This is a genomic window from Advenella mimigardefordensis DPN7, assembly GCF_000521505.1.
In the GTDB taxonomy this organism is placed as follows: domain Bacteria; phylum Pseudomonadota; class Gammaproteobacteria; order Burkholderiales; family Burkholderiaceae_B; genus Advenella; species Advenella mimigardefordensis.
In genome coordinates, this window is record NZ_CP003915.1 from 4,352,925 (window position 1) to 4,374,810 (window position 21,886).

The following is a 21,886-nucleotide window of genomic DNA, read 5'->3' on the forward strand; positions in this document are numbered from 1 at the left end:
GCTTATCGGACAGGCGTTTTTTGCCGTTTCACTTCGTCAGCGGACATATTTTTAAATTCAAACGATCGGCGTTTCCAATGCTGAATTTCTGACCCATGAACCCAAATAAATATCTTTGTGTTCTCCAAATAGTCTTTAACCACATCCCATATTTTGTCATCTAAAATATGTATCAATACCTTTCTGAATTGACCTGTCTTTAACGTAGCATGTAACAGCGCGTGGTCTCCAGACGCCACGTCAATTCCTTCGAACTCACGATAGTGATTGGTAACTTTACCAGCAACGCGAAATACATCAGACACTAAACCCGCTGTTCTGTAGCGTCTTAGCCGTGAGTGCACGAATCCGTATTTATATAGATCGTCATAATCGGGATATTGTTTACTAACCACCAAATTATTAGACTTCCCTATAACAGCATATGGAGTCTCATTAGCGGTGCCCAATACTAATCGACTTATTGATAACCGGCCGGCAGAAAGTAGCTTCATTCCAAACCGAACGTAAACGCAATGCTCCGGGATCGCCAGCGCGTGATGATCCCCGATTTTATTCATAGAATGCGCGATCTTTTTACCGTCTTTGTCCTGGAATTCAAAGACTGTCATCGTATCCAGAGTCCCATCGCACTCTAACTTAAATTGGCTGTTCAATACAAGATTTAATTCTTCGCGCCTAAAATTTCTCTTCGTATATACATATACATGCTTTCCGGTCGCAAGCTTAGAATTGATATTAAAAGAATCTCCTTGACGGCCAAACTTAATCGCACTGGTCGCTGGCTCAGGTATGAACTCAAACAATTGCGCCCCAGACAAACCTGGACCTGATGAGATTTCTGTAGGCGATTTCTCGCCTGATGCAGGAGGCAAACTTTCGGAAACGGATACTAGTTGATTTAAATATGACACTCCGGTGTCTGACACGGTCATATCATTTACTAAATCCATCAATACTTGACTGTAAGGAAATGGAAGATGTTGGCAATAATTAAACTCGTCTATTGCTAACATATTAGCATTTCGTAACACAAGTTCCTCTGGAGCGCTAAACAAACCATTAACCAATGCATCTGTAAGCTGGCTTCGTCTAATAATGGCACGACGTGCGGATAATTCAGAAACACGCGAATATTGCTTTCCATCATTTACTAACTGCGCGGTTACTTCTGACGCCGAATAATAAGACAATTTTCCTATTACCTCAGCATTCGAGTAACCAGTTGCCAGCTCCAAGTCATTCAAATAATTAGGGCCGTAGTAATCATCTGGCGAAAACACCGAAATCCAATCGTTCGCATTCATTTCATTCAGCGCAGTGACAAATTGATCTTGGGAACTCAGCACTATGACATCTATGCTAGCCAATTGTGCAGCCAAATCATGTGATGGAGCAACGACGACCAGCGATTTGCCTTCATATCGTTGACGATCAAAGCCTGCTTTTACCATTTCATAATCGTTTATCGATCTTATGGCTGCAAGTACAAAAATTTTGCTACGGCTCGAAATATACTGTTTTCCGGACAGTTTAGCCCTGATATAAGCGAGCCGGTGCGCATACGTATGCTCACCAAACACTTTTCTTAGACCGAGCAATCTAAACTTGCGATACATACCTTCGTCTCGGCATACGCTTTCCAGTCCTTCACGTAACTGCAAAGGATTATCCGAAGAAACAACGAGATCGCCAAACAGCAACCGAACTCCGCGTGAGAAATTTGACACGACCACAGTATTGGAAGCTAGCAGCTCGAACACACGACGCGCAAACATTGTTTGCGATTGCTTAATCGTGTTCATATTGATACCGTATCGGTATCCTTTATATGCCTTATCGATCTCGGAAAATGGGAGTTTTCCTAAGATGAAAGTTTTGTATTTTTCCGGGAAAGTATAGTGCGGATGAGGGTTGTCAAAATTTCTGTCATAGATTTCGACGCCTTTGAACTGCCTTACTGTATCTATCAGCGAACCAAAATCTCGCTGACGCTCAGGGTATCTCAGATAATAGGAGCCGGCGAAATTAAAAGCATCTTTTCTCTCAAATTTTTCAATCGGATTATGAGTTTTGGGCTGCGCGGCAAATGGGAGCAAGAATACGTTAGTATGGCCTACTCTTTGCTTGTACTTGGGGATACAATCAATATCTGTGGTGAAAACAAAATCCACCATGCAAGCTATCGGCAAAAAAGTTCCAAAGTGAACTGGATCTTCCTTATTCCAAAACATTGTAGGTACATTGTTCAAATTGCACCACTTTACCGCTGACTGAATTTCTTCCTTCGCATTACTAATTTTAGTTTTCCACAAACCATCCAAGCCTTGCCAGGCGGATTCGATAAAAAGCAGGTCTGGCTGAAACTCCACAAGTTGTTGCTCCCAGTTATCTGGATGCAACTGAAGAATATTAGCCTCTGGCGCAAAAGAATGATAAGTAAACTCATCCATAACACCTGCAATTTTCAACTGTCTTTCTTGAGATTCGGTGACAGGACTATTAAAATCTTTCAAATCAACCGTTGCAAGAGGCGTTAAATTTACGGACTCTCGATTGGTCTTAGTTGAAGGAGACACCTTCTCAAACTTGAATTGTTTAGAAAGCTTACGTTGCTTGGCTACTTTCCTAATTTTAAATAGTGCAGTTGGCAAATGAAATAAACCGTGCAACGATTTTCCGGCCTGTAGAATTGCGTAACCTAACTGAAACGATATTGTTCCTCGCAGCTTATCCTGTGCCTCAACAAACTTGTCATCGAATTCAGCTATTTGTTGCTTATACCGAATTTCGCGAGCAGACAAACCATTCATTTTGACACGAATCTTTTCTAACTCTAAATCCAGTTTGTTCTTATTTTCTTCTACAACATGCACTCGTTCAAGCGCAGCCTCTAGCCGACTCTCTAGCTCCTGATTTTGTGCTTTAAGTACACTCAGTTTGTCAATCAGCGATTTTGATTCTAACGATAATGCCCGGTTTTTTTCAAGCTGACTAGTAATCTCAGTTTGAAAACGAGCATTCGTTGATCGAAGATTACTCATAGTCGACTGCTGCTCGTCCACAACCAATTGAAGGCGATCAGTTTTATCCTCATATTCTTTACTGAGCGCTTGAAGCGAGTCATGCGAAATACATAATGTTTCATAACGACGCTGTAGATCATTAAATGCCGCTTGTTGAGCATGACCTGTAGCAATCTCGGTTCGTGCGGTCTCCAGCTCTTTGGCAAAACTCTCCTTATCCGCCAAAGCACGCTCATATATTTTAGAGAGGTTAGTTTCTTTCTCTCGTAATTGTACAATCAAGCCCTGTAAATGCTCCTCCCTCTCAATTGCCAAATTGTTAGCCTTACTCGATTCTTCATTAAATTTTTCGAGCTTTTTAACTTCCTGAACCAAGCTCTCCAATCGATTTTTGCATCCGTTCAATTCAATATCTTTTTGAAGCAGCAATTGCTCTGCTCGGATAGCAGTTTGTTTTAAAATTTCTACCTGCTCACCTGTTTGATCTAACGAATGGCTAACCTGTTCACTTAGTAAATTAAATTGTTCATCTTGTTTAGCATAAGATATCTGAGCCGTATCCAACATTTGCTGGTTGCTTTTTAGCAACGACTCCAGTAAAGAAATAACCTTCTTTTGCTCAGAAATAATTGAATTCAAAGAGGTTTCTTTTTCCAACCACAGGCTCTCGTTCACTTGCTGTGCTTGTTCGAATCGCTTCAATTCATACTCGAGCCGTACAATTTGCAGTTCTTTATTTTGGTTATCGTCTTGCTCGGATATGTCCATCATCGCCAAATATCCCCATACCTTTCTAGCGTAAAATTACAATTTTAAAATCTCAAACATACCGGCCCTTGAGAGGGCCGCTTGCTATTGCATATGTCCAACAAACCAATTCGGGTAATGCCATGCACTTCTTTCGTGTATGTCCACGATAAACGGTAGACGAATGCCTTAAATTTAAATCAGCATCCGTCTCCTGATTTGTTACTTACCAAATACCTTTTGCATCGAACAACCACTGATCCTCGCGAATAACAGGGGAAAATTCCTTGAACTGCCTATGATCCACCAGCACCACTATAAGATCCGATTCATTGACGACATTTTGGAGCTCTCCAAGTTTCAAGCCCGTTTTGGCCACTTTTTCCGGTAGTTGCTCAATATTAGGTTCTACTGCAGTAACTTGATTAGGATATTGAGTCGCCAAAGCTAACGCGATTTTCATCGCTGGGCTTTCCCTTAAGTCGTCAATATCAGGTTTGAACGCAAGTCCTAAGCACCCGATTTTCACATCATTAACTTTTTTACCAGTGCCGCTCAGTTTCTCCAATGCCGCTTCGACTTTTTCTTTAACCCAATCCGGCTTATAGTCGTTGACTTCACGCGCAGTGCGGACGATTCTGGCTTCATCTGGCGTCTTATTCACAATAAACCAGGGATCCACCGCGATACAATGCCCACCTACTCCACAACCCGGTTGCAAAATATTGACTCTTGGGTGATGATTCGCAAGCTTGATTAGCTCCCAGACATTGATTCCCAATTTATCGCATATAAGCGACAGTTCGTTTGCAAACGCAATATTGACATCACGGAATGAGTTTTCAGTCAGCTTACTCATTTCTGCTGTACGCGCATCCGTCACCAACAACTCACCTTCTACGAATATACGATAAACGTCAATCGCTCTTTGGGAACACTCCTTGGTGAGCCCACCTATGATACGGTCATTCTGAACAAGTTCCCGAACAACGTGACCAGGAAGAACGCGTTCAGGACAATAAGCAATATGCACATCTATGTCGTTATGGTCGTCAACTTTTGGGAACTTCAGATCGGGACGTGCCTCAGAAAGGATATCGACCATTTTTTCTGTTGTGCCTACGGGTGAGGTCGACTCCAGAATGACAATATCGCCCTTTTTTAAAACAGGAGCGATTGATTTAGATGCAGACAAAACGTACGACAGGTCAGGCTCGTAGTCATTTTTGAATGGAGTCGGCACTGCAATCAAAAAAGCATCTGCCGCTTCTGGTTTGTTAGTCGCTTTAAGAAACCCACCTGAGACAGCCGCCTGAACAATCATGTCCAATTCCGGCTCCACAATATGGATTTTTCCCTGATTGATTGTATCAATTGCGTGCTGATTCACATCAACACCAACCACATTTACTTTTCGCGAAGCAAACATTGCAGCGGCAGGCAACCCAATATACCCAAGACCGATTACAGAAACAGTTTTTATTTTAGAAGAAATTGTCATTTGATATCACCTAATTATTAAATACTTGGAACCAAGCCACGCTGCTGGATTGCATGAACAATTCGTTCACATGCCTTCCCATCGCCATATGGATTATGCGCGACGCTCATTTCTGTATACGCTTGCGCGTCTGTCAATAGACGAGACACTTCTTCATCAATTGTTGCAACATTTGTCCCAACTAACCGAACAGTGCCCGCTCCCACAGCCTCCGGTCGCTCTGTTGTATCTCGCATAACGAGCACCGGTTTACCTAATGAGGGCGCCTCTTCTTGAATCCCGCCAGAATCAGTCAAGATAATATATGACCGTAACATAAGATAGACAAATGGCAAGTAATCTTGCGGCTCGATCAAATGTACGTTATGCACACCATCTAAAATACGTTCAACAGGCTCACGAACTCTAGGGTTTAAGTGAACAGGGTAAACAAAATCGCATTCTGGAAATTTTTGAGCAAGCAATTTAATTGCACTGCAAATGCGTTCGAACCCATCGCCAAAATTTTCTCTGCGGTGCCCAGTGATAAGAACAAGCCTACTGCCCTCGCGGAGAAAATCAAATTTAGCCTTAAAGATTTGAGCAAGGCCGCTGTCAGACTCAAGTTTATCTTTGACCCACAACAACGCATCGATAACAGTGTTACCGGTTACGGTGATCTGATCTTCAGGAACAGCCTCATTAATAAGATTATTTTTCGACTGACCGGTCGGAGCAAAATGCAAGGCAGCTAATACACCTGTCAACTTGCGATTCGCTTCTTCGGGCCAAGGTGAGTATATATTCCCGGTTCTCAGCCCAGCCTCTACATGCCCCACTGGAATGCGATGATAATAAGCAGCCAACGCAGTTGCAAATGTAGTCGAAGTGTCACCGTGAACCAGCACCAAATCGGGTTTGTCCCTTGTAAGGACTGACTCTATACGACTTAGAATCTCTGTTGTTATTCCGGATAGCGTTTGACCAGGTTTCATAATATTCAAATCATAATCTGGCGTAATTTCGAATAAATCCAAGACCTGATCCAGCATTTGGCGATGTTGGGCGGTTACGCATACGCTGCTGTGAATATTTTTCTGCTGCTCCAGCAGTTTAACTAAGGGAGCCATTTTTATAGCCTCCGGGCGCGTCCCAAATACCGTTAATATTTTCATTTATTCCTCATACTCAATCACTACCACCGCCTCGATAAAATTTCACATGTCATATTATAAACATGCAACATGTCGTTAATTTGACTACCCTAGCTCTCGCTTTCATATTGTTTTATCGCATCTTCGACATTTTCATAGGAATAAACCCTGCCGTCTTCTATAAGAAGCGCATAATCACACATCGATCGCACTTGTGACATAGAGTGGGTTACCAATATGACTTTTGATCTACTAATTCTTTCCTTAAATGCATTAGCGGCTTTGTTTTTAAAATGCGCGTCTCCTGTAGACATAGCCTCGTCAATCAAGTAATAATCAAAATCAAATGCAAGGCTTAATCCAAATGCAACCCTTGACCTCATGCCTGACGAAAAAGTTTTTACAGGCCTATCAAAATAACGACCGATCTCAGCAAAATCTTCCACAAATTTTATGATTTCACGCATTCGCTGGCCTTCCGCCCCATATACCCGAGCAACAAACTTTACATTTTCTCGAGCAGAAAGCGAGCCTTGGAACCCACCGGACAACCCAACCGGCCACGATATGGAACCGTTCACCAGAATTTGCCCTTTATCCGGCGTATCCAAGCCACCAATTAAACGCATCAGAGTGGACTTTCCCGCCCCATTCCTACCAATCAGTGCAACATTCTTTCCCGATGGAACTAATACAGATAAGTCGCGGAACACGAACTCTCTTCCAGTATTAGTTTGATAAGACTTGGTGATATTACGTATTTCTATCATATGGCTATCAATTTCAATCGCCGAATTCGATATAACCCCATTGCTATCAACAACACGCACACAGTGACCCGAATTGGATACATAATATTTACTCCGGCATGGTCAGGATAATAAGCAAAAGTCGCGTAACGGAGTTCGTCAATAATATGCGCGTAGGGATTCCAAAGCAGCCAGTTCAAGATTTCGGCAGGAAAGACCCAAATTGGAAAAATCACTCCAGAAAGTAGATATACCGGAAAAAACAGCATCCGTATTACAATCTTACTTTCAACCAATATTTCTCCCAAAATACAAAATATTAGTCCGAGTGAAAACGACAACGTTATTCCAATCAATATAACGAACACCCAGCGCACCGGGTCCCGAATGGATACATCATAGCCAAAACAAAAGCCCAGGATAAACATGAAGATCACATAGACACATGAATATAAGGCTGCTTCCATTAAGGTTCGAGCCACAACCGCATCAATAGGCTTGATTTGTTTGTAGCCAAATAACGCTCGGTTAGCATTAACAGCTTCAATGCCCTTTAGAACAATATTCCGGCATAAAAAAAAGGGAATCATGCCAGTCATCAGGAATACTGGAAATTCTATACCGTTTGCTCCGGTGACATTTCGAAACGAAAATATAGCCATAATCAGGCCAACCTGCATGACCGGCTCGAAAAACATCCAGAACGCACCAAATCGACGCGCCCCAAACAATCCCCGCATTTCGCGCAACACGAGAGCAAATAGCACAGATTTTGTAATCTGGAATGACGACCTATTCTGAAATGTCATTTCCTGCCTTTTAAATTACAGCCTCTCGAGCGTTCGGCCCAAGTATATTGTCTGTACGATAGGCGAAATAATTTTGTTCCATTCGTACACTGGCGCATTGGTCACGTAGACAGCATCTTCCGGAAATACCTGAAATGCCCTAGCTAAAAAAATTGACTCTGGCTTACGCATATCCAGTCTAAACACTTGAGCCGCAGGCTCCCCCTCTTTAGGATTCGGATTGACCCTAAACACAAACACGCCTTGTGGATCAGCCTTTGTTTCATCCAATCCACCAACTGAGCCCAGTACCTCTAACAGGCTCGGATTGCGAGCGGGTAGATCTTTAAGTCCAGGTTCTTTTACAGACCCCATAGCAACAAAACGCTGCCTAGCTCGATCAACTATCACCTCTGAGCGCGGCGCAATCTGTCTGTTCCCCCCTTCGAGCACATCCTCATAGTTAATCGTGTAGGCCTGCTTTCCATTCCGAACAGTTACATTGATTAAGTGGGGCTCCATTACTGGCCCACCAGCCATATTAATGGCATCAAGAATTGTGAGCGGGCCCTGCAAACTAGAGAACCGGCCTGGCGCCTTTACTGCACCTGCCACAAGCACGGATCCAGAAAGATCACCAACAAGCTCACTATGAACCTGAGGATCCGTTGCAACTGATCCCTTCAGTCCTTTTCGAATATCCTTGTCCACTTGCGCCAATGTACTATTTCTTACATTCAGGGTACCTACATAAGGTAACGTGATCGTGCCATCAGACGAAACACGAACATTATTGAAAGTCGTTCCGCCATCAGACAACGGAGCAAAAACTCCGCCTTCTGCTGAATCGGAAATCATAATTTTCATCACATCACCGGGGATCAGCTTAATGACAGTCGAACCAGTCGTTGACACCTTTGCTGAAGGAGGAAGAGGAGCTTTTCGCGCGTACTCATTAACATTTAGTGGACTTAAATCTACCACTTTATAAGGAAAATCAGAGTCAGCTTTTCCACCATCTCGAATCGAACTGCTATACGGCCCCGTACCAGACAACAAAGAGCCGCATCCAGAAAGCAGAACAGTAAAACACACTATCCCAGCAATTTTGATGTACCGGCTGTGCGAAAAGCTAGTGAATATATTATATGAGCGCATAATTTATGAGTCACCTAGATTAAACATAAGCCTTTCACTTTCATTTACCTTGTGCATTTATCTCAATCCTTATGATCTTCTATTGTCGCAATCACAAATCGCACTATTCCAAACAGTGCCAATAAACCGATTAATACAGCAAGTAGATTGTAGATACGATCTGGATAAATAGCTCTGTCAGGCAAATTAGGGCTAGTGATAACAGCGAGACTGCGGAATTTCTTATTCATTTCAATACGAGTATTTTCTAAAGACGCCAGACTGATTTTGTATGCTTCCTCAGCAATCGAGGACCTAATCGATAAATCTCGAAACGTAGCTGCCACAGTATTTAACTGACGACTTCCTTCCCGCGAAATAAGTTTTTTATTTTCAACTGATAGTTGTTTAGCGATTGAATCAATTCTGCGGCGTTGCTGTTGCACTTGCGGAGCATCTGAATTCAACGAAGACATCAATGCTGACAACTTTGCTCGTTCCGTCGCCAACTCCGCTTCCATCGCAGCAATCATCTGAGATCGTGCGGTAATCGTCGCTTCTGCATCGACCAAATCGTTTTTAGCTTGAAAATCCAGCAATTCGTCGCGCCTTAACTCATAATTGGTACGCGCAGTCTGTAATTCACGCTCTACGAAAGCCAACTGATCCCTAGTCAACTTATGGGATAACTCATTAACAAAATGGTCACTTTCCTTAAGGATAACGCTAAGAATTTTTTCAGACGTATCGGCATCAAATGCCTCAACGTTCACGCTAAGCAACCCTGTTTCAGAATCAAAATGAACTTGTACAACTTTACGAAAGTATGCAAGTGAATCTTCTTGGTTTGCATTTTTATCCAGCCAGTAAAATGGGTCTGAATATACTGCTGAGTAATGCTCACTCCAATTCACCTGCTTTTTCAGCACATTCAACATATCGTTCGAAACGATAAACTCTCTCAAAAATAAAGTTTCTTCCCTTGAAGTAGGGTTCGTCGCTCCGAGCAATAATGCGAGTCCAGGCGCATTATTGATGGCAGAATTTCCATTGTCTGTTTGGCGCACAGCAACCTGAGCTGTACTCACGTACCGATTTGTGGCAAAAAATGCGTAATAGACAATTGCTACCACAAAAGGAATCAAAACAATCCCAATAAATAAGAACCGGTTTTTGTTGGATGAGTTTGACATCTACAAATCACTAATAGGTTTGATCGTGCAGCGATTGTAGAATGAAAACCCTGTAATAGTCCTTATTTTGCAATTACCAGAAGGTTTTTTACTTGAAATGATGTTTTTTTAATACGCATAGACTACTGATTTATAAGGATTTTATTATTTTTCATGAAATATATTTTCATGTTTATTACCACATGATACACTGCAAGAAGCTGATATTTGCGCTATTCTCTCATGGTATTTATCCGAAAATCCCCAAAAAAACTATAATTTACTTTAATAAGGATTCGTAAACTGCCGTGATAATTGACGGAATCGAAGCGTTCAGCGGCAAGAATATTTTGCTATTGCAAGGGCCAGTTGGTCCTTTTTTTCGTCGCTTTGCAACTGACCTTCGGCGCCAGGGTGCGACTGTGCACGCCATCAATTTCAGTGGCGGCGACTGGCTCTTCAACGATAAGAACGCAATCAATTTTCGCAGCCATCCACGGGAGTGGCGCAGTTTTTTCGAAAATCTGCTGAACGATCTGGATATTGATATCATTTTCCTGTTCGGCGACTGCCGCCCCATTCACGTTGTTGCCCATCAGATTGCGACCCAGTATGGTGTGCAGATTGGTGTTTTTGAAGAAGGCTATGTGCGTCCAAACTTCATCACACTGGAAAAAAACGGCGTAAATAACCATTCCAGTGCGGCCCGGGAAGCGCAATTTTATTTCAGCCAGAAAGCCATCCCAACCCCCAAAGAGAAGCAGGTGGGCTATGCCTTCCCGCAAATGATGCTATGGGCGTTTCTGTACTACGTCTGTAGTTTATTGCTCAAGCCCTTCTTCTGGCATTACCGCCATCACCGCCGCCTGCATATCATAGAGGGATATATCTGGACCCGCAGTTTCCTGCGTAAGGCCTATTACCGCATCACGGAACGGCATATGGAGAAGAAGCTAACGACCACGCTCTCCAAACAGTACTTTCTGCTACCGCTACAAGTGTATAACGACGCCCAGATCCATACACATTCTGATTTTGCGACGGTAGAGACGTTTATCCGGCATGTCGTTACTTCCTTTTCCAAGCACGCGCCACTGGGCACCCATCTGGTCATCAAACACCACCCCATGGACCGGGGCTATAATGATTACTCCAACTGGCTGCAGCAACTGGAGTTTCTGTACGATTTGTCTGGTCGCGTCCATTACATTCACGACCAGCATTTGCCTTCATTGCTGGATCATGCCATTGGCACCGTTGTGGTCAACAGTACCGTTGGTTTGTCGGCATTGCTGCACGGCTCTCCGCTCAAGGTATGCGGGCGCGCCATGTATGACTTCAAGGGGCTCACGTATCAGGGGACCCTGGATGAATTCTGGCGCGAGGCGGCAGATGAAAAGGTAGACAGCAAGCTTTTTGGTTCGTTCCGTAATTATCTGATCGCGACCACGCAGATCAATGGGAATTTCTACAAGCGCATCAAGGGCGAAAAGGCCGCTACAGGCCTGTCCTGGATCGCATTAAAAAACGACGAAAACTCAATCAAACCCAATAAATTTCGATCCGATAGTCACATTCACGGCTGATTTCTCTGCCCTTTCGTACCATGACAAATGTAAATCTTCCACACCTTCTCGCCAAAAAAATCGGGCTGGACAGGCGGGGAGTGGTTTACGGGCTGCAACTTGCCTTCAGTGCCTGGCTGGCGTTTGCCATCGCTTCCTTTCTTCACATCCCCAACCCATTCTGGGCAGCCATGCCTGTATTCGTGGTGGCCCAGGCCACCCGCGGACTGGCGTTCGAGCGCGGGCTGTATCGGGTGGTAGGGACGGCGCTGGGCGCCCTGGCCGGGTTTGGCATGATTCATTTCATTCAGGACGCCCCCTATGCTGCACTGTTGATGCTGGCGCTGTGGGTGGCTGTCTTTGCCGCGCTGACCCATCTGCTTTACGGGGTACATTCGTACGCGGCGCTGATGGCCGGTATTACAGCTGTGGTCGTGGTGATTCCCTGCATGTTCGCACCCGAGCACTATATGCAGCTGGCGCTGGCCCGGGTGGAGTGTACGTTTATCGGGGTGATCATGATTACCCTGTCGTCTGCCCTGCTCACGCCTAATGCCGATCGGGACCGGTTTTACCTGTCTGTGTGCGAAGTGGCAGCCAGCGCCTGCTATTTGATGGGCACCACGCTTAAGGGCGTCACCAAAGACGGTGCGGGGCAGGAAGCTGAAATCCTGCAGAAGATAAGCCGCCTGGAGGCCTCGGCGCTGGCTATTATGGCCGGCTCGCGAACAGCAGCGAAACACAAGCGGGTGATCAATGCCATGATCGTGTCTACCATCGGCCTGCTGGCCACCTCGCGCAGACTGCATACGCACAACCGACCCGGCCAGCCCATCGCTCCGGAGCTGGGCAACCTGTTGCTGGCCATTTCTGCGCTAACCAAAGAAGATGCCCAGCAGATCCTGAGCACGCAGCATATGGCTGAAGCGCTGGCTTTGGCTCAGGCCACAGACGCCGACCTGGCGCAGCATTTGCAACGCCTGCTAAGAGGCGCCAAGTGGTTGCTTACGGCTGATCAGGAATCAGCAAGGTTTGTGTTCAGAGCCGATGCGCCCATGCTGGCGCCGGCAACCAACTGGGGGCTGGCACGTCAGACGGGGCTGTTGTGTGGCCTGATTACGCTGGTATCGGCATCGCTTGCCTATGTGGGTGGTTCTTTTATTGGTGAGATGACCGCGCTGGCAACAGCCATGTTCTCGCTGGTGCTGGGCTCCATGATTAAGCCACAAATCGTGGCTCCGTTTCTGCTCAAGGGCATTATTGTGGGGTCGATTGTCGCCATTGGCTATCGGCTCGCGATTTTTCCGCATATCCACAGCACGGGGCTGGTGGTGGCGTCTATTCTGCCGTTTCTGCTGGTTGGTGGTATGGCGCGAGCCAGCACGATGTTCGCATTTCCGGCACTGGACGCCTGTATGGCATTTTTACTGGGCAGCCAGGCGATGTTGCCGGCCCGGGTTGTGACCGCAATGGATGTGGTGGCCGAATCTGGCTCCATGATTGTGGCGGCATGTATTGTGGCCGGTGGTTTTATTCTGCTGCCCCGGCGCAGTGACCGGCACGTGCATGAAGCCACCCAAACCATCAACCGCGATCTGTTCAGACTGATCAACAATAGCGATAGGCTCGGCACCGAACAATGGATGGCGCGTTCGGTTCGCCAGACGCTGCGCCTGACTTCGCATCTGGCGCAATCGAGCCAGCGCAATAGCCTGGCACCGGCGCATCTTATTTCGGCACTCAATTTTGGATACAGTATTGCGCAGTTGCATAGCTTGCAAGAAGGCTGGACGCCGCAAACCCATGCCATTCTGCAGGATCTGAACGCGCAGCTCAATACGTTTACAGACGAACCTAACACGCTGGCCGCCACGCTTATGCAATACGGCAGGGACGTGCAGCAATCTGAGGTTGCGGCCGCGCTTTGGTCGGCATCCGAGGCGCTGGTGGCCGGACGGGACTTTTTCGCGTACCGCCCGGGTATCAGCCCCAACCAAAGCTAACTAATCAGAACGATCCGAACACAGTACCCAGCGTGATCACCACGGCCACAGAGATAAGCGGCGCCACGATCGTCACGGCGGCAATGTTCAGATAGGACTGGCGATGAGTCAGGCCGCAAATAGCCAGCAGCGTGATAATCGCGCCGCAGTGTGGCAGTGTATCAAACCCGCCGGCCGACATGACCGCGACGCGGTGCAGCAGTTCCGGGCTGATGCCACTTTCCTGAGCCAGGCGCAGGTAGTCTGCCCCCAGTGTTTGCAGAGCAATACTCAGACCGCCCGATGAGGAGCCGGTGATACCCGCCAGCGAGGTCATGGCAATACTCTCGGAAATCAGCGGATTGCCAGGCGCGACGCCCAGTACAAACTCCTTGATAATCGCAAAACCGGCCAGACTGGCGATCACGGCACCATAACCCACTTCCGATGCGGTATTGAAGATAGGCAACATGGAGCCATAGGCGCCCTTGTTGATGGTCTCTTTCAGGTTGGTCCAGTGACGCAAGCGGGCAATAATAAGCCACAGGCACGACACAACAAGTGAAATAATAATGGCCCACAGCCCGAGCGCGCCTTTCACATTCAGCGACGGGAAGTTATCCTTAAGGTAAGTTACGTCCATGCCCTCGAAAATCCCGTAGGTAAACAGGGCATTGATGCCAATCACCAGGATCAGCGGAATAATGCTGGCGACAAATGAAATATTGTGGTCTGTACTGATTACCTCGGTAGCGACGCCATCGTTATGATCGCCGTAGCCTTCACCGGCAGCCTTGGCCTTGCGGGCGCGACTCAAAAGCCACAGCATACCCAGCCCGAACATAATCACACCACCAATGATACCCAGGCCAGGCGCGGCAAATGCGTTGGTGCCGTAATAAGGGATTGGAATGGTGTTCTGGATGGCCGGCGTACCCGGCAGCGCTGTCATGGTGAAGGTAAAGGCACCCAGGGCGATGGCGGCCGGCACCAGGCGTTTAGGGATATCGGCCATGTAGAACATGACTTTTGAAATAGGATAAATGGCAAAAGCGACGACGAACAGCGAGACACCGCCGTAAGTAAGAATGCCGCAGGCCAGCACCACGGTCAGAATGGCGTGGCGGGGGCCAAGTACCCGCATGATCCAGTTGGCGATGGACGCCGCTGCGCCAGAATCAGCCATAAGCTGGCCAAACAGCGCGCCCAGCAGGAAGACCGGGAAGAACTGCAGCAGGTATTTACCCAGCGCCGGCATGAACGTTTCGGTGTAAATGGGCAGCAACTGGGCAACATCACCAGAGAGCAGAACAGCCAGCGCAGCCAGCAGTGGCGCCAGGATCAGAACAGAATAACCCCGGTACGCCAGATACATCAGCAGAACCAGAGATATCACAATTGACATCATGCTTAACAAAATAATCCCCTTAGAGAACAGCAAACGATGGCCGTTTTTGGGGAACGGGAACAACACCCGCAGCTGCGGTTTTGCCGGTACCCAATCAGCCATGAATTAGTTGATTTTTCCAGTACATTGGAAGAGTGGCTGTCATTATAGGGATTGAATGTTGCAGGCGTGGGCAAGGGTTAACCAGATTAGCGTTATCCCTAGGTTTTAGTCGAATTCAATTGAAATTTCCGACTGCATTCAGAAAACCCGCAAAACAGCTTGCCTAGAAGTCATCCTTTAGTGCCGTTCTCGAGGAGCGAACGGCGCGCGGCAGGAGGGAAAGAATTTTGTGCGCATTTGCCAGGTGCAGTGCCAGCGCGGGTTGGTCTGCTGAAAACAGAGGCACACCGACAATCGTGGCCAGTTCAAACACTGCCCCGATCGCGCAGCCCATATCCCCCTCTTCGGCCCGATAGACCAGCCCACGAGATACACCAGCACGTTCTGCCAGTTGCTCTACGGTGAGCTGACGCTCAATCCGTGCATTGCGAATGAGCAGACCGAATAGTTGAGCGGCGTCGCGACTATAACGGGAATATGAACGGGTAGGTGGTTTGGCCATGATGATCTTTCTTTATTCCATTAATAGGGCGGATAGAGCCTTAACGACCTATTTATAGAACATAATAAACTTGCAACAGCTCCAGCGCAAGGAAAAGTTCCATTAATGACGCATAAAGCAGCAATATGCATCATTAATAGAACAAAAATACTATATCTGGTGTTTACGATGCCAGAGCCCGGTTTATTGACGGACACACTCAAACGACGCAGCGAGATTCACGTCGCCACTGCCCGCATATCTGGGCCAGGCCGGATATTCACACAGCGGACGGGTCCTGCCGGGCACGCCCGCGGTGTCTGCCACCACTTGGGGCCCGGGTTCAACGCCCTTCTCTACCCAGTTCTCCAGCGCACCCAGGGAATCCCAGCTGGCATTGAATACCGTGCTTACAGCATGACCATACCCGGGAATTTCGTAGTACCGCAGGAATTGGTCGGCATTCTGTTTACCCATGGTGGCACGCACTCGTCTGACATAGTCTTCGGTGGCCCGCGTAGGCACCAGACCATCGGCAATGCCATGGGCAATGAGCAGTTTGCCGCCATGATCGGCAAAGGCAGACAGGTTCGTCTTATTGATGTCCTGCAGTCGCGTGAGTTCATTGATGCGCTTGCGCCATGTGCCCGGCTGGGTCGGATCCAGCGACAAGCTGTTGTAGGCAGGGTCCTGCGTGATGAAGTACTTCACCCATTGGTCCCAGAAGCCGGCATGGTAAGGCACGCTCTGGCTGCCTGCCGGATTGGGCGGCATGGGATAGGCCGGCGCAATCGAACCCAGATTCAGGTAATTGACGGTGGCCTGTAGCTTGCTGTCGCCGGCCGGACGCCCCAGGTCGACACCCCAGGTGTTGAAACCGGCATGACGCACTTCACCGCTGCCGACCGGCGGTTTGAATACGATATCCGATGCAAATACTTTCATTGCCCCGATCTGTGCGTCCGACAGGCATTGGTTACCCGTGTCCTGGCCGTTTTCGCAGCGCAAGGGGCGTCCGTCCACCGTGGCCGTCGCAGGATCAAAAATCCGGTTACATTGGCGCTGGTTGCTGATTAATCCGTCCTTCACGCCATCGAGCTCGTCGCATGCCTGCATACCGGCCTTATACAGAGCGTCTCGCTTTTGCAGATTGGGATAGGCGCCGGGCTGGGCCAGTGCACGGGTGATGCGGCCAAATTGCAGATCCAGCGAGGCGGCGGCAAAAGCAGGATAAAGCGCAATGACGCCATTGAAATCATCTGGCCACTTCTGGATTACAGCGAGCGCTTCACGACCACCGGTGGACCCACCGGCGAAATATTTCACTTGTGAGCGCTTGCCATAATGGCCGGTAATCAGGTACTGAGCCGTATCGTGGGTTTTCTTGAGTGCTTCGTAGGCAAAGTTTTTCAGCGCCTCCTGGTTGAGGGCAAACTTGCCGGGATTGGCCGGGTCGTCGGCCAGCTGATGGCCGGAGTCACTGCCGTAGGTGGCATAACCAAGTCCGATGGGATCGGGTTTGTCCACTGGCCCGGCCGGCAAAAGATCGGTGGTTTTGGCGGGCACACCGTTATAGCCACCGCCGCCAATCATCAACGACTTGCCATTCCAGTGTGCGGGCAGATTCAGCTGAAACTTGATGGCCGGTGCCTGAGGATCTACCGGCGCAATGTCGCCCAGCACCTTGCAATAGCCCTCGTGGGTTTTGGGGGCGGTAGCGACCGGCGGCTGGTATTGCGTTGCCGTGACCGTTGCACCGCGCGTGGCCAGGCCGATGGAGGCAGCCGGGACGGTGGCGCCGTTGAGCTCGCTACAGGAACGGGCTGCCTGATTGCTCTGCCCGGTTGCTGCGCAACCTGCGACAATCGCCAAACTGCAAGCGGCACCCAGTATGGTGACAAAACGTGAAGACACAGCCAGCATGATCTCTCCTCTTTCTTGTATTGCATTTGGATTATTTTTTATCAGATACTAAATGCTTTTAAAGAAAAGGGGAAGGGTTGCGTCGACGTGGTCAGACCCGAGAGCGCGGTACGTCGTGTTTCCTCTCACGTGTTGCGTCCGCAAGGCGTAGCGTTCGCCCCGAGCAGGCCGATAAACTGCGGTCTGCGGGGGAAACTCTGTTCAATACCGCAGGGGCGCAACCCTGTGCGCCCCTGCTCTGTCTGCTTTGTACTGCCTGTCTTTATCGTTCGATCTGCTCTTTCCAGTCGCGATTCAGTTTCGGGCGAACTTTGTTGATGGCATCCCAGTCCATCACAACCACGTGCTTCATATATTTCTCAAAGTCGCCCAGCAGTTCCTTGTGCTCGGTTTTGGCCGCCACATTTTTGTTGGACGGATACTGCCCGAATTTAAGTGCGCCTTCCTGAGCGGATACCGACAGCAGGTACGAGGCCAGTTTTTGCGCCAGTTCCGGTTCGCTGTTGTTGGCGATGACGCACTGGGCGACCGCCAGCAACACGGAACCTTCTTTCGGATCCACATATTCCACCGGTAATTTCTTTTCTTTCAGCGAATAGATGGCAGTAGGCGTAAGCGGGAACAGCGCGGCTTCCCCGGTTTGCGTCATCTCCGAAATTTTTGCTGAACTCGGCACATAGGCAACCACGTTTTTGGCGACCGTGTCTTTGAACTTGGTCAGCGCATCCTGATAGTTGCTGTCGTCGCCGCCATCGATCCGATTCAGCATCATGAAGGCGTGCAGGCCGTAGGTGCTGCTGGCGACAGACTGAAAGACCACTTTGCCCTTGTACTTGGGATCGGCCAGGTCTTTCCACGAGGTGGGCGGCGCCCAGTTGTTTTCCTTGAACAGTTTGGTGTTGTATGCCAGGCCGGTCATGGTCGTGACCACGCCCGCAGCCATGTTTTTGCCAATCAGCGTTTCAGGATACAACTCGGACAGCGCCTTGTCGTCCTTGATAGGTTCGCACAGCCCCATTTTGGTGGCGCGGTTCATGATGCCATCATCCAGAAACATGATGTGCATTTGTGGTTTGTCCTTGAACGCCTGCGCCTTTGCCAGCACGTCGGTTGAGGTACCCGGCACCACCACAATTTTCACATTATTGGCTTTTTCAAAAGCGGGAAAGACATGCTCTTCGAACCCGCGCTGCATATCGCCGCCGTTCATGCCAAGATAAAGCGTTTTCTGTTCCGCGCTCGCGTTTGCGCCTGCCAGCATTCCGGCCACAGCCAGCATGCAAGCCATAACGGCTGGACGTTTTTTTACTGATACTGATTTCATCTGTGTTCCTTTTGCCGGCATTCCATGAAGAGATCTACAGCTTGCCGGAATCAGCTGTAAATCTGTCTATTCGAAAATCCGCTATCGGGATACGGGTGTTGCCGGTCGCGATCAGTTGCGCCAGCACTTCCCCCGAAGCAAGGCCTATCTGAAATCCCGCACCGCTATAGCCAAAACCATGAAAAAGACCTGGCGTCTGGCGGCTGGGGCCGAGAAATGGGTTCAGATCGGGCGTTGCGCCTTCGACGCCGCTCCAGAATCTGATCACATTTGCATGTGCGATTCCTGGAATAAGCCCCGCCAATCTCGTTAGCAACAGGCTTACACTTTCGTGCGACGGACGGGCATAACCGGCAGTGAGCGATAGCGCCCGGCTGCCGCCGAAAATAATATTGCCGCGCGCGACCTGCCGGGCATAAATGCCGCCGCCCTGTACGCCCAACACCACGTTCATGATGGGCGGCAGCGGTTCTGTCACGCCCATCTGCGGATAGATTTCTGTGAGCGGCACCGGCTCGCCGAACATCGCTGCGATATTAGCTGCCCAGGCGCCTGCTGCATTCACCAGAAAGCGCGACTGAATCCGCTGGTGATCTGCCGTTTCCGACTGAAAATGACGACCGTCATAGTGGCTGTCGGTGATGCGACAATGTTCCATCAACCTAGTTCCGGCCTGCTGTGCCGCCCAGGAAAGCGCGGGCGATACCAGACGCGGATTGGCATGGCCGTCTGCCGGGCATAACGATGCGCCGGCTATGTTCGCCCCTAACCACGGGTAGCGGCTACGCACCTGATCCGGGTCCAGCCATTGCAGATCCAGGCCACAAGACGCGACGCTGCGGTTGTATGCCTGCAGGCGTTCCATGTCTTGCTCGGTGAACGCGATTTTCAGATGGCCGCAACGAATATATTCACCGTCTATGCCAATCAGTTCGCGCAGCTGTCCCCACAGTTCATGCGATCGTGCTGCCAGCGGCATTTGCGAGATCGGCCGCCCCTGACGCCTGACACCGCCAAAGTTCACGCCACTGGCCTTGGTGCCGCTTTGTCCGGCATCGCACAGCACCACCCGCAGGCCCTGTTTTGACAAAAAGTAGGCCGTGCTGGCGCCAATGATGCCTGCACCGATAATCAGTACGTCAGCATTCAGGGTTTGCATGCCGCCCCTCCTATCGGGATAGGCTTGACGGGCGGTTGATTGCGCAATCGCTCCACGCAGGCAAGGGCAATGCCTTGTTCATGTGCCAACAGCATGGAGGCCCCCGCCACACACATTCTGCCCTGGCAGCGACCCATGCCTACGCGCGACAGGGCTTTCATTCTGTTCAGACCGGAATGTGGATCGTCGCGCAGCATCTGGCGAACATCACCCACAAGGATTTCTTCGCAGCGACAAATCATCAGGGCATCGTCGGCCTTATCCAGCCAATGAGCAGGCGGCGCAAACATACTGTCAATACACTGACGCGTTTTGCGGCCACGGGCAATTTGCCGCGTCAGCTTTGTCACCTGCTTTTTATCACGAGGGATACCCAGGTCCTGCAACACACTGTAGGCACACTGCCTGCCGGTCAGTTCGGCCATGTCTGCTCCGCCAATGCGCATGCCGTCACCGGCCAGATACACATTGGCGCGGCTGCTTTGGCCACCAGGCTGCACGATAGGTTGCCAACTGCCATCCTGCTCATCAAACGCAAATTCGCAGCCCAGCAGACTGGCCAACTGATTTTCAGAGCGCAGGCCGAAGCCACAAGCCAGGGCGTCGCAGGCCAGGGTTTGCATTGCCGCATCGCCTTTTTTTTGCCAGCGAACTGATTCGACCTTTTTCTCACCATCTGCTGCAAAGGCTGCGACTCCATGCATCAACGGCACACCGTGAGCCCGCAGCCAACCCATGTAATAAACACCCTTTGCCATCAACGTCGCGTCTGCGGCAAATGCCCGCAGCCCCTGCCCTGGCGTGGGAAATGGACTGGTATCGAGCACGGCCGCCACCTGCGCGCCGGCCTTGCAATACTGATAGGCAACCAGGTACAACAGCGGTCCGGTGCCGGCAAGCACAACGCGCGAACCAATCGCGCAGCCCTGATATTTAAGTGCGATTTGTGCACCGCCCAGCGTGTAAACGCCCGGCAAGGCCCAGCCCGCAAAAGGCAATACCCGGTCTGTCGCCCCGGTCGCGAGGATGACTTTTTCATACGGGATCGCATCATGCTTGCCATCACGGGTGACATATAACTGCCGGGGGTCCGCGTCCCACACCAGCGAGTCAGGCCGATAATCAATCTGATCCGATGCGATCATTTGCCTGGCCGTCTCATGCAGTGCGCTGGCTTTGCCGTGTTCGAATCCGTAAAGCTGGCGGGCGGTTCTGGCGAAGCCGTCGGGCTGCTGGCGATAGATTTGCCCGCCCGGTTTGGGGGCTTCGTCGATAACGATAGGCCGCAGCCCGGCCTGCACCAGCACCTGGGCGGCACGTATGCCTGCAGGGCCTGCTCCCACGATAAGCGGCTGCGGCGCGTTCACCTGTTTTGCTCCGGTATTACAAACCGCATATTTTCCTGCAGCAACGTGGAGCAGGCGCGCACGCGCTGCCCATTTTCCTGCAATACCAGGCAATCCTGGCATGCACCCATCAGGCAGAAACCGGCGCGCGGCGAGCCGGTGAACTCGGTCAGGCGCAGATGTTCATTGAGGGTAAGCAGCGCAGTCATGACCGTATCACCCATGCGCGCCGAACATACGGTACCGTTCACAAAAAAACGGCATGGCTTGCGTTCCTGGTCTACCAGTCGCATAAAGAGTCCGGCCATCAGTCTACCCTTCGCCACATAATTGCATTCGCCAT

16 protein-coding genes are annotated in these 21,886 nt (G+C 49.5%); 2 read left to right on the plus strand and 14 right to left on the minus strand.

Going from position 1 to position 21,886, the window contains the following annotated elements:
* Nucleotides 1-2 precede the first annotated feature (2 nt).
* The 7 genes from MIM_RS19980 to MIM_RS20010 form a co-directional block, all read right to left on the minus strand.
* Nucleotides 3-3,797 (minus strand): glycosyltransferase family protein, encoded by a 3,795-nt coding sequence (locus tag MIM_RS19980; protein WP_052342351.1) that lies wholly within the window; start codon nt 3,795-3,797, stop codon nt 3-5.
* Nucleotides 3,798-3,999: 202 nt separating this feature from the next.
* On the minus strand, nt 4,000-5,274 hold the full coding sequence (gene wecC, locus MIM_RS19985) for a UDP-N-acetyl-D-mannosamine dehydrogenase (protein WP_042070626.1): 1,275 nt from the start codon (nt 5,272-5,274) through the stop codon (nt 4,000-4,002).
* Nucleotides 5,275-5,291: 17 nt separating this feature from the next.
* Nucleotides 5,292-6,428 carry a non-hydrolyzing UDP-N-acetylglucosamine 2-epimerase gene (gene wecB / locus MIM_RS19990; RefSeq protein ID WP_025374537.1) on the minus strand — a complete coding sequence of 379 codons (1,137 nt, stop codon included), beginning with the start codon at nt 6,426-6,428 and terminating at the stop codon, nt 5,292-5,294.
* Between the two features lie 89 nt (nt 6,429-6,517).
* Nucleotides 6,518-7,177: an ABC transporter ATP-binding protein gene (locus MIM_RS19995; protein WP_025374538.1), complete on the minus strand. Its 660-nt coding sequence runs from the start codon at nt 7,175-7,177 to the stop codon at nt 6,518-6,520.
* The gene (locus tag MIM_RS20000; RefSeq protein WP_025374539.1) at nt 7,174-7,965 is read right to left on the minus strand and encodes an ABC transporter permease; all 792 of its coding nucleotides are present in this window, start codon (nt 7,963-7,965) and stop codon (nt 7,174-7,176) included. Before MIM_RS20000 ends, MIM_RS19995 begins: the two co-directional genes overlap by 4 nt.
* A 15-nt stretch (nt 7,966-7,980) precedes the next feature.
* The gene (locus MIM_RS20005; protein WP_042070628.1) at nt 7,981-9,102 is read right to left on the minus strand and encodes a polysaccharide biosynthesis/export family protein; all 1,122 of its coding nucleotides are present in this window, start codon (nt 9,100-9,102) and stop codon (nt 7,981-7,983) included.
* Between the two features lie 62 nt (nt 9,103-9,164).
* Entirely contained in the window at nt 9,165-10,274 is a 1,110-nt protein-coding gene (locus tag MIM_RS20010) for a Wzz/FepE/Etk N-terminal domain-containing protein (protein ID WP_025374541.1), read from the minus strand.
* Between the two features lie 287 nt (nt 10,275-10,561).
* On the opposite strand from MIM_RS20010, the gene MIM_RS20015 reads away from it, so the two are divergent.
* Together MIM_RS20015 and MIM_RS20020 are read left to right on the plus strand one after the other, a co-directional pair.
* A complete protein-coding gene (locus MIM_RS20015) occupies nt 10,562-11,839 on the plus strand; it encodes a capsule biosynthesis protein (RefSeq protein WP_025374542.1) in 1,278 nt (425 codons plus the stop codon).
* A 20-nt stretch (nt 11,840-11,859) separates the two neighbouring features.
* Nucleotides 11,860-13,821, plus strand: a complete 1,962-nt coding sequence (locus MIM_RS20020) for an FUSC family protein (protein WP_084459050.1) — start codon at nt 11,860-11,862, stop codon at nt 13,819-13,821.
* A 4-nt stretch (nt 13,822-13,825) separates the two neighbouring features.
* Here the strand turns inward: MIM_RS20020 and MIM_RS20025 are convergent, their stop codons facing one another.
* The 7 genes from MIM_RS20025 to MIM_RS20055 form a co-directional block, all read right to left on the minus strand.
* On the minus strand, nt 13,826-15,208 hold the full coding sequence (locus MIM_RS20025; protein WP_042071847.1) for a GntP family permease: 1,383 nt from the start codon (nt 15,206-15,208) through the stop codon (nt 13,826-13,828).
* Between the two features lie 265 nt (nt 15,209-15,473).
* Nucleotides 15,474-15,812 (minus strand): helix-turn-helix domain-containing protein, encoded by a 339-nt coding sequence (locus tag MIM_RS20030; RefSeq protein ID WP_025374545.1) that lies wholly within the window; start codon nt 15,810-15,812, stop codon nt 15,474-15,476.
* A 183-nt stretch (nt 15,813-15,995) separates the two neighbouring features.
* The gene (locus MIM_RS20035; protein ID WP_025374546.1) at nt 15,996-17,714 is read right to left on the minus strand and encodes a tannase/feruloyl esterase family alpha/beta hydrolase; all 1,719 of its coding nucleotides are present in this window, start codon (nt 17,712-17,714) and stop codon (nt 15,996-15,998) included.
* Nucleotides 17,715-17,976: 262 nt separating this feature from the next.
* Nucleotides 17,977-19,038, minus strand: a complete 1,062-nt coding sequence (locus tag MIM_RS20040; RefSeq protein WP_025374547.1) for an ABC transporter substrate-binding protein — start codon at nt 19,036-19,038, stop codon at nt 17,977-17,979.
* A 34-nt stretch (nt 19,039-19,072) separates the two neighbouring features.
* Nucleotides 19,073-20,197 (minus strand): NAD(P)/FAD-dependent oxidoreductase, encoded by a 1,125-nt coding sequence (locus MIM_RS20045; RefSeq protein ID WP_025374548.1) that lies wholly within the window; start codon nt 20,195-20,197, stop codon nt 19,073-19,075.
* Entirely contained in the window at nt 20,185-21,564 is a 1,380-nt protein-coding gene (locus MIM_RS20050; protein ID WP_025374549.1) for an FAD/NAD(P)-dependent oxidoreductase, read from the minus strand. The genes MIM_RS20045 and MIM_RS20050 overlap by 13 nt, the downstream gene beginning before the upstream one ends.
* A complete protein-coding gene (locus tag MIM_RS20055) occupies nt 21,561-21,851 on the minus strand; it encodes a (2Fe-2S)-binding protein (protein WP_025374550.1) in 291 nt (96 codons plus the stop codon). Before MIM_RS20055 ends, MIM_RS20050 begins: the two co-directional genes overlap by 4 nt.
* Nucleotides 21,852-21,886 lie beyond the last annotated feature (35 nt).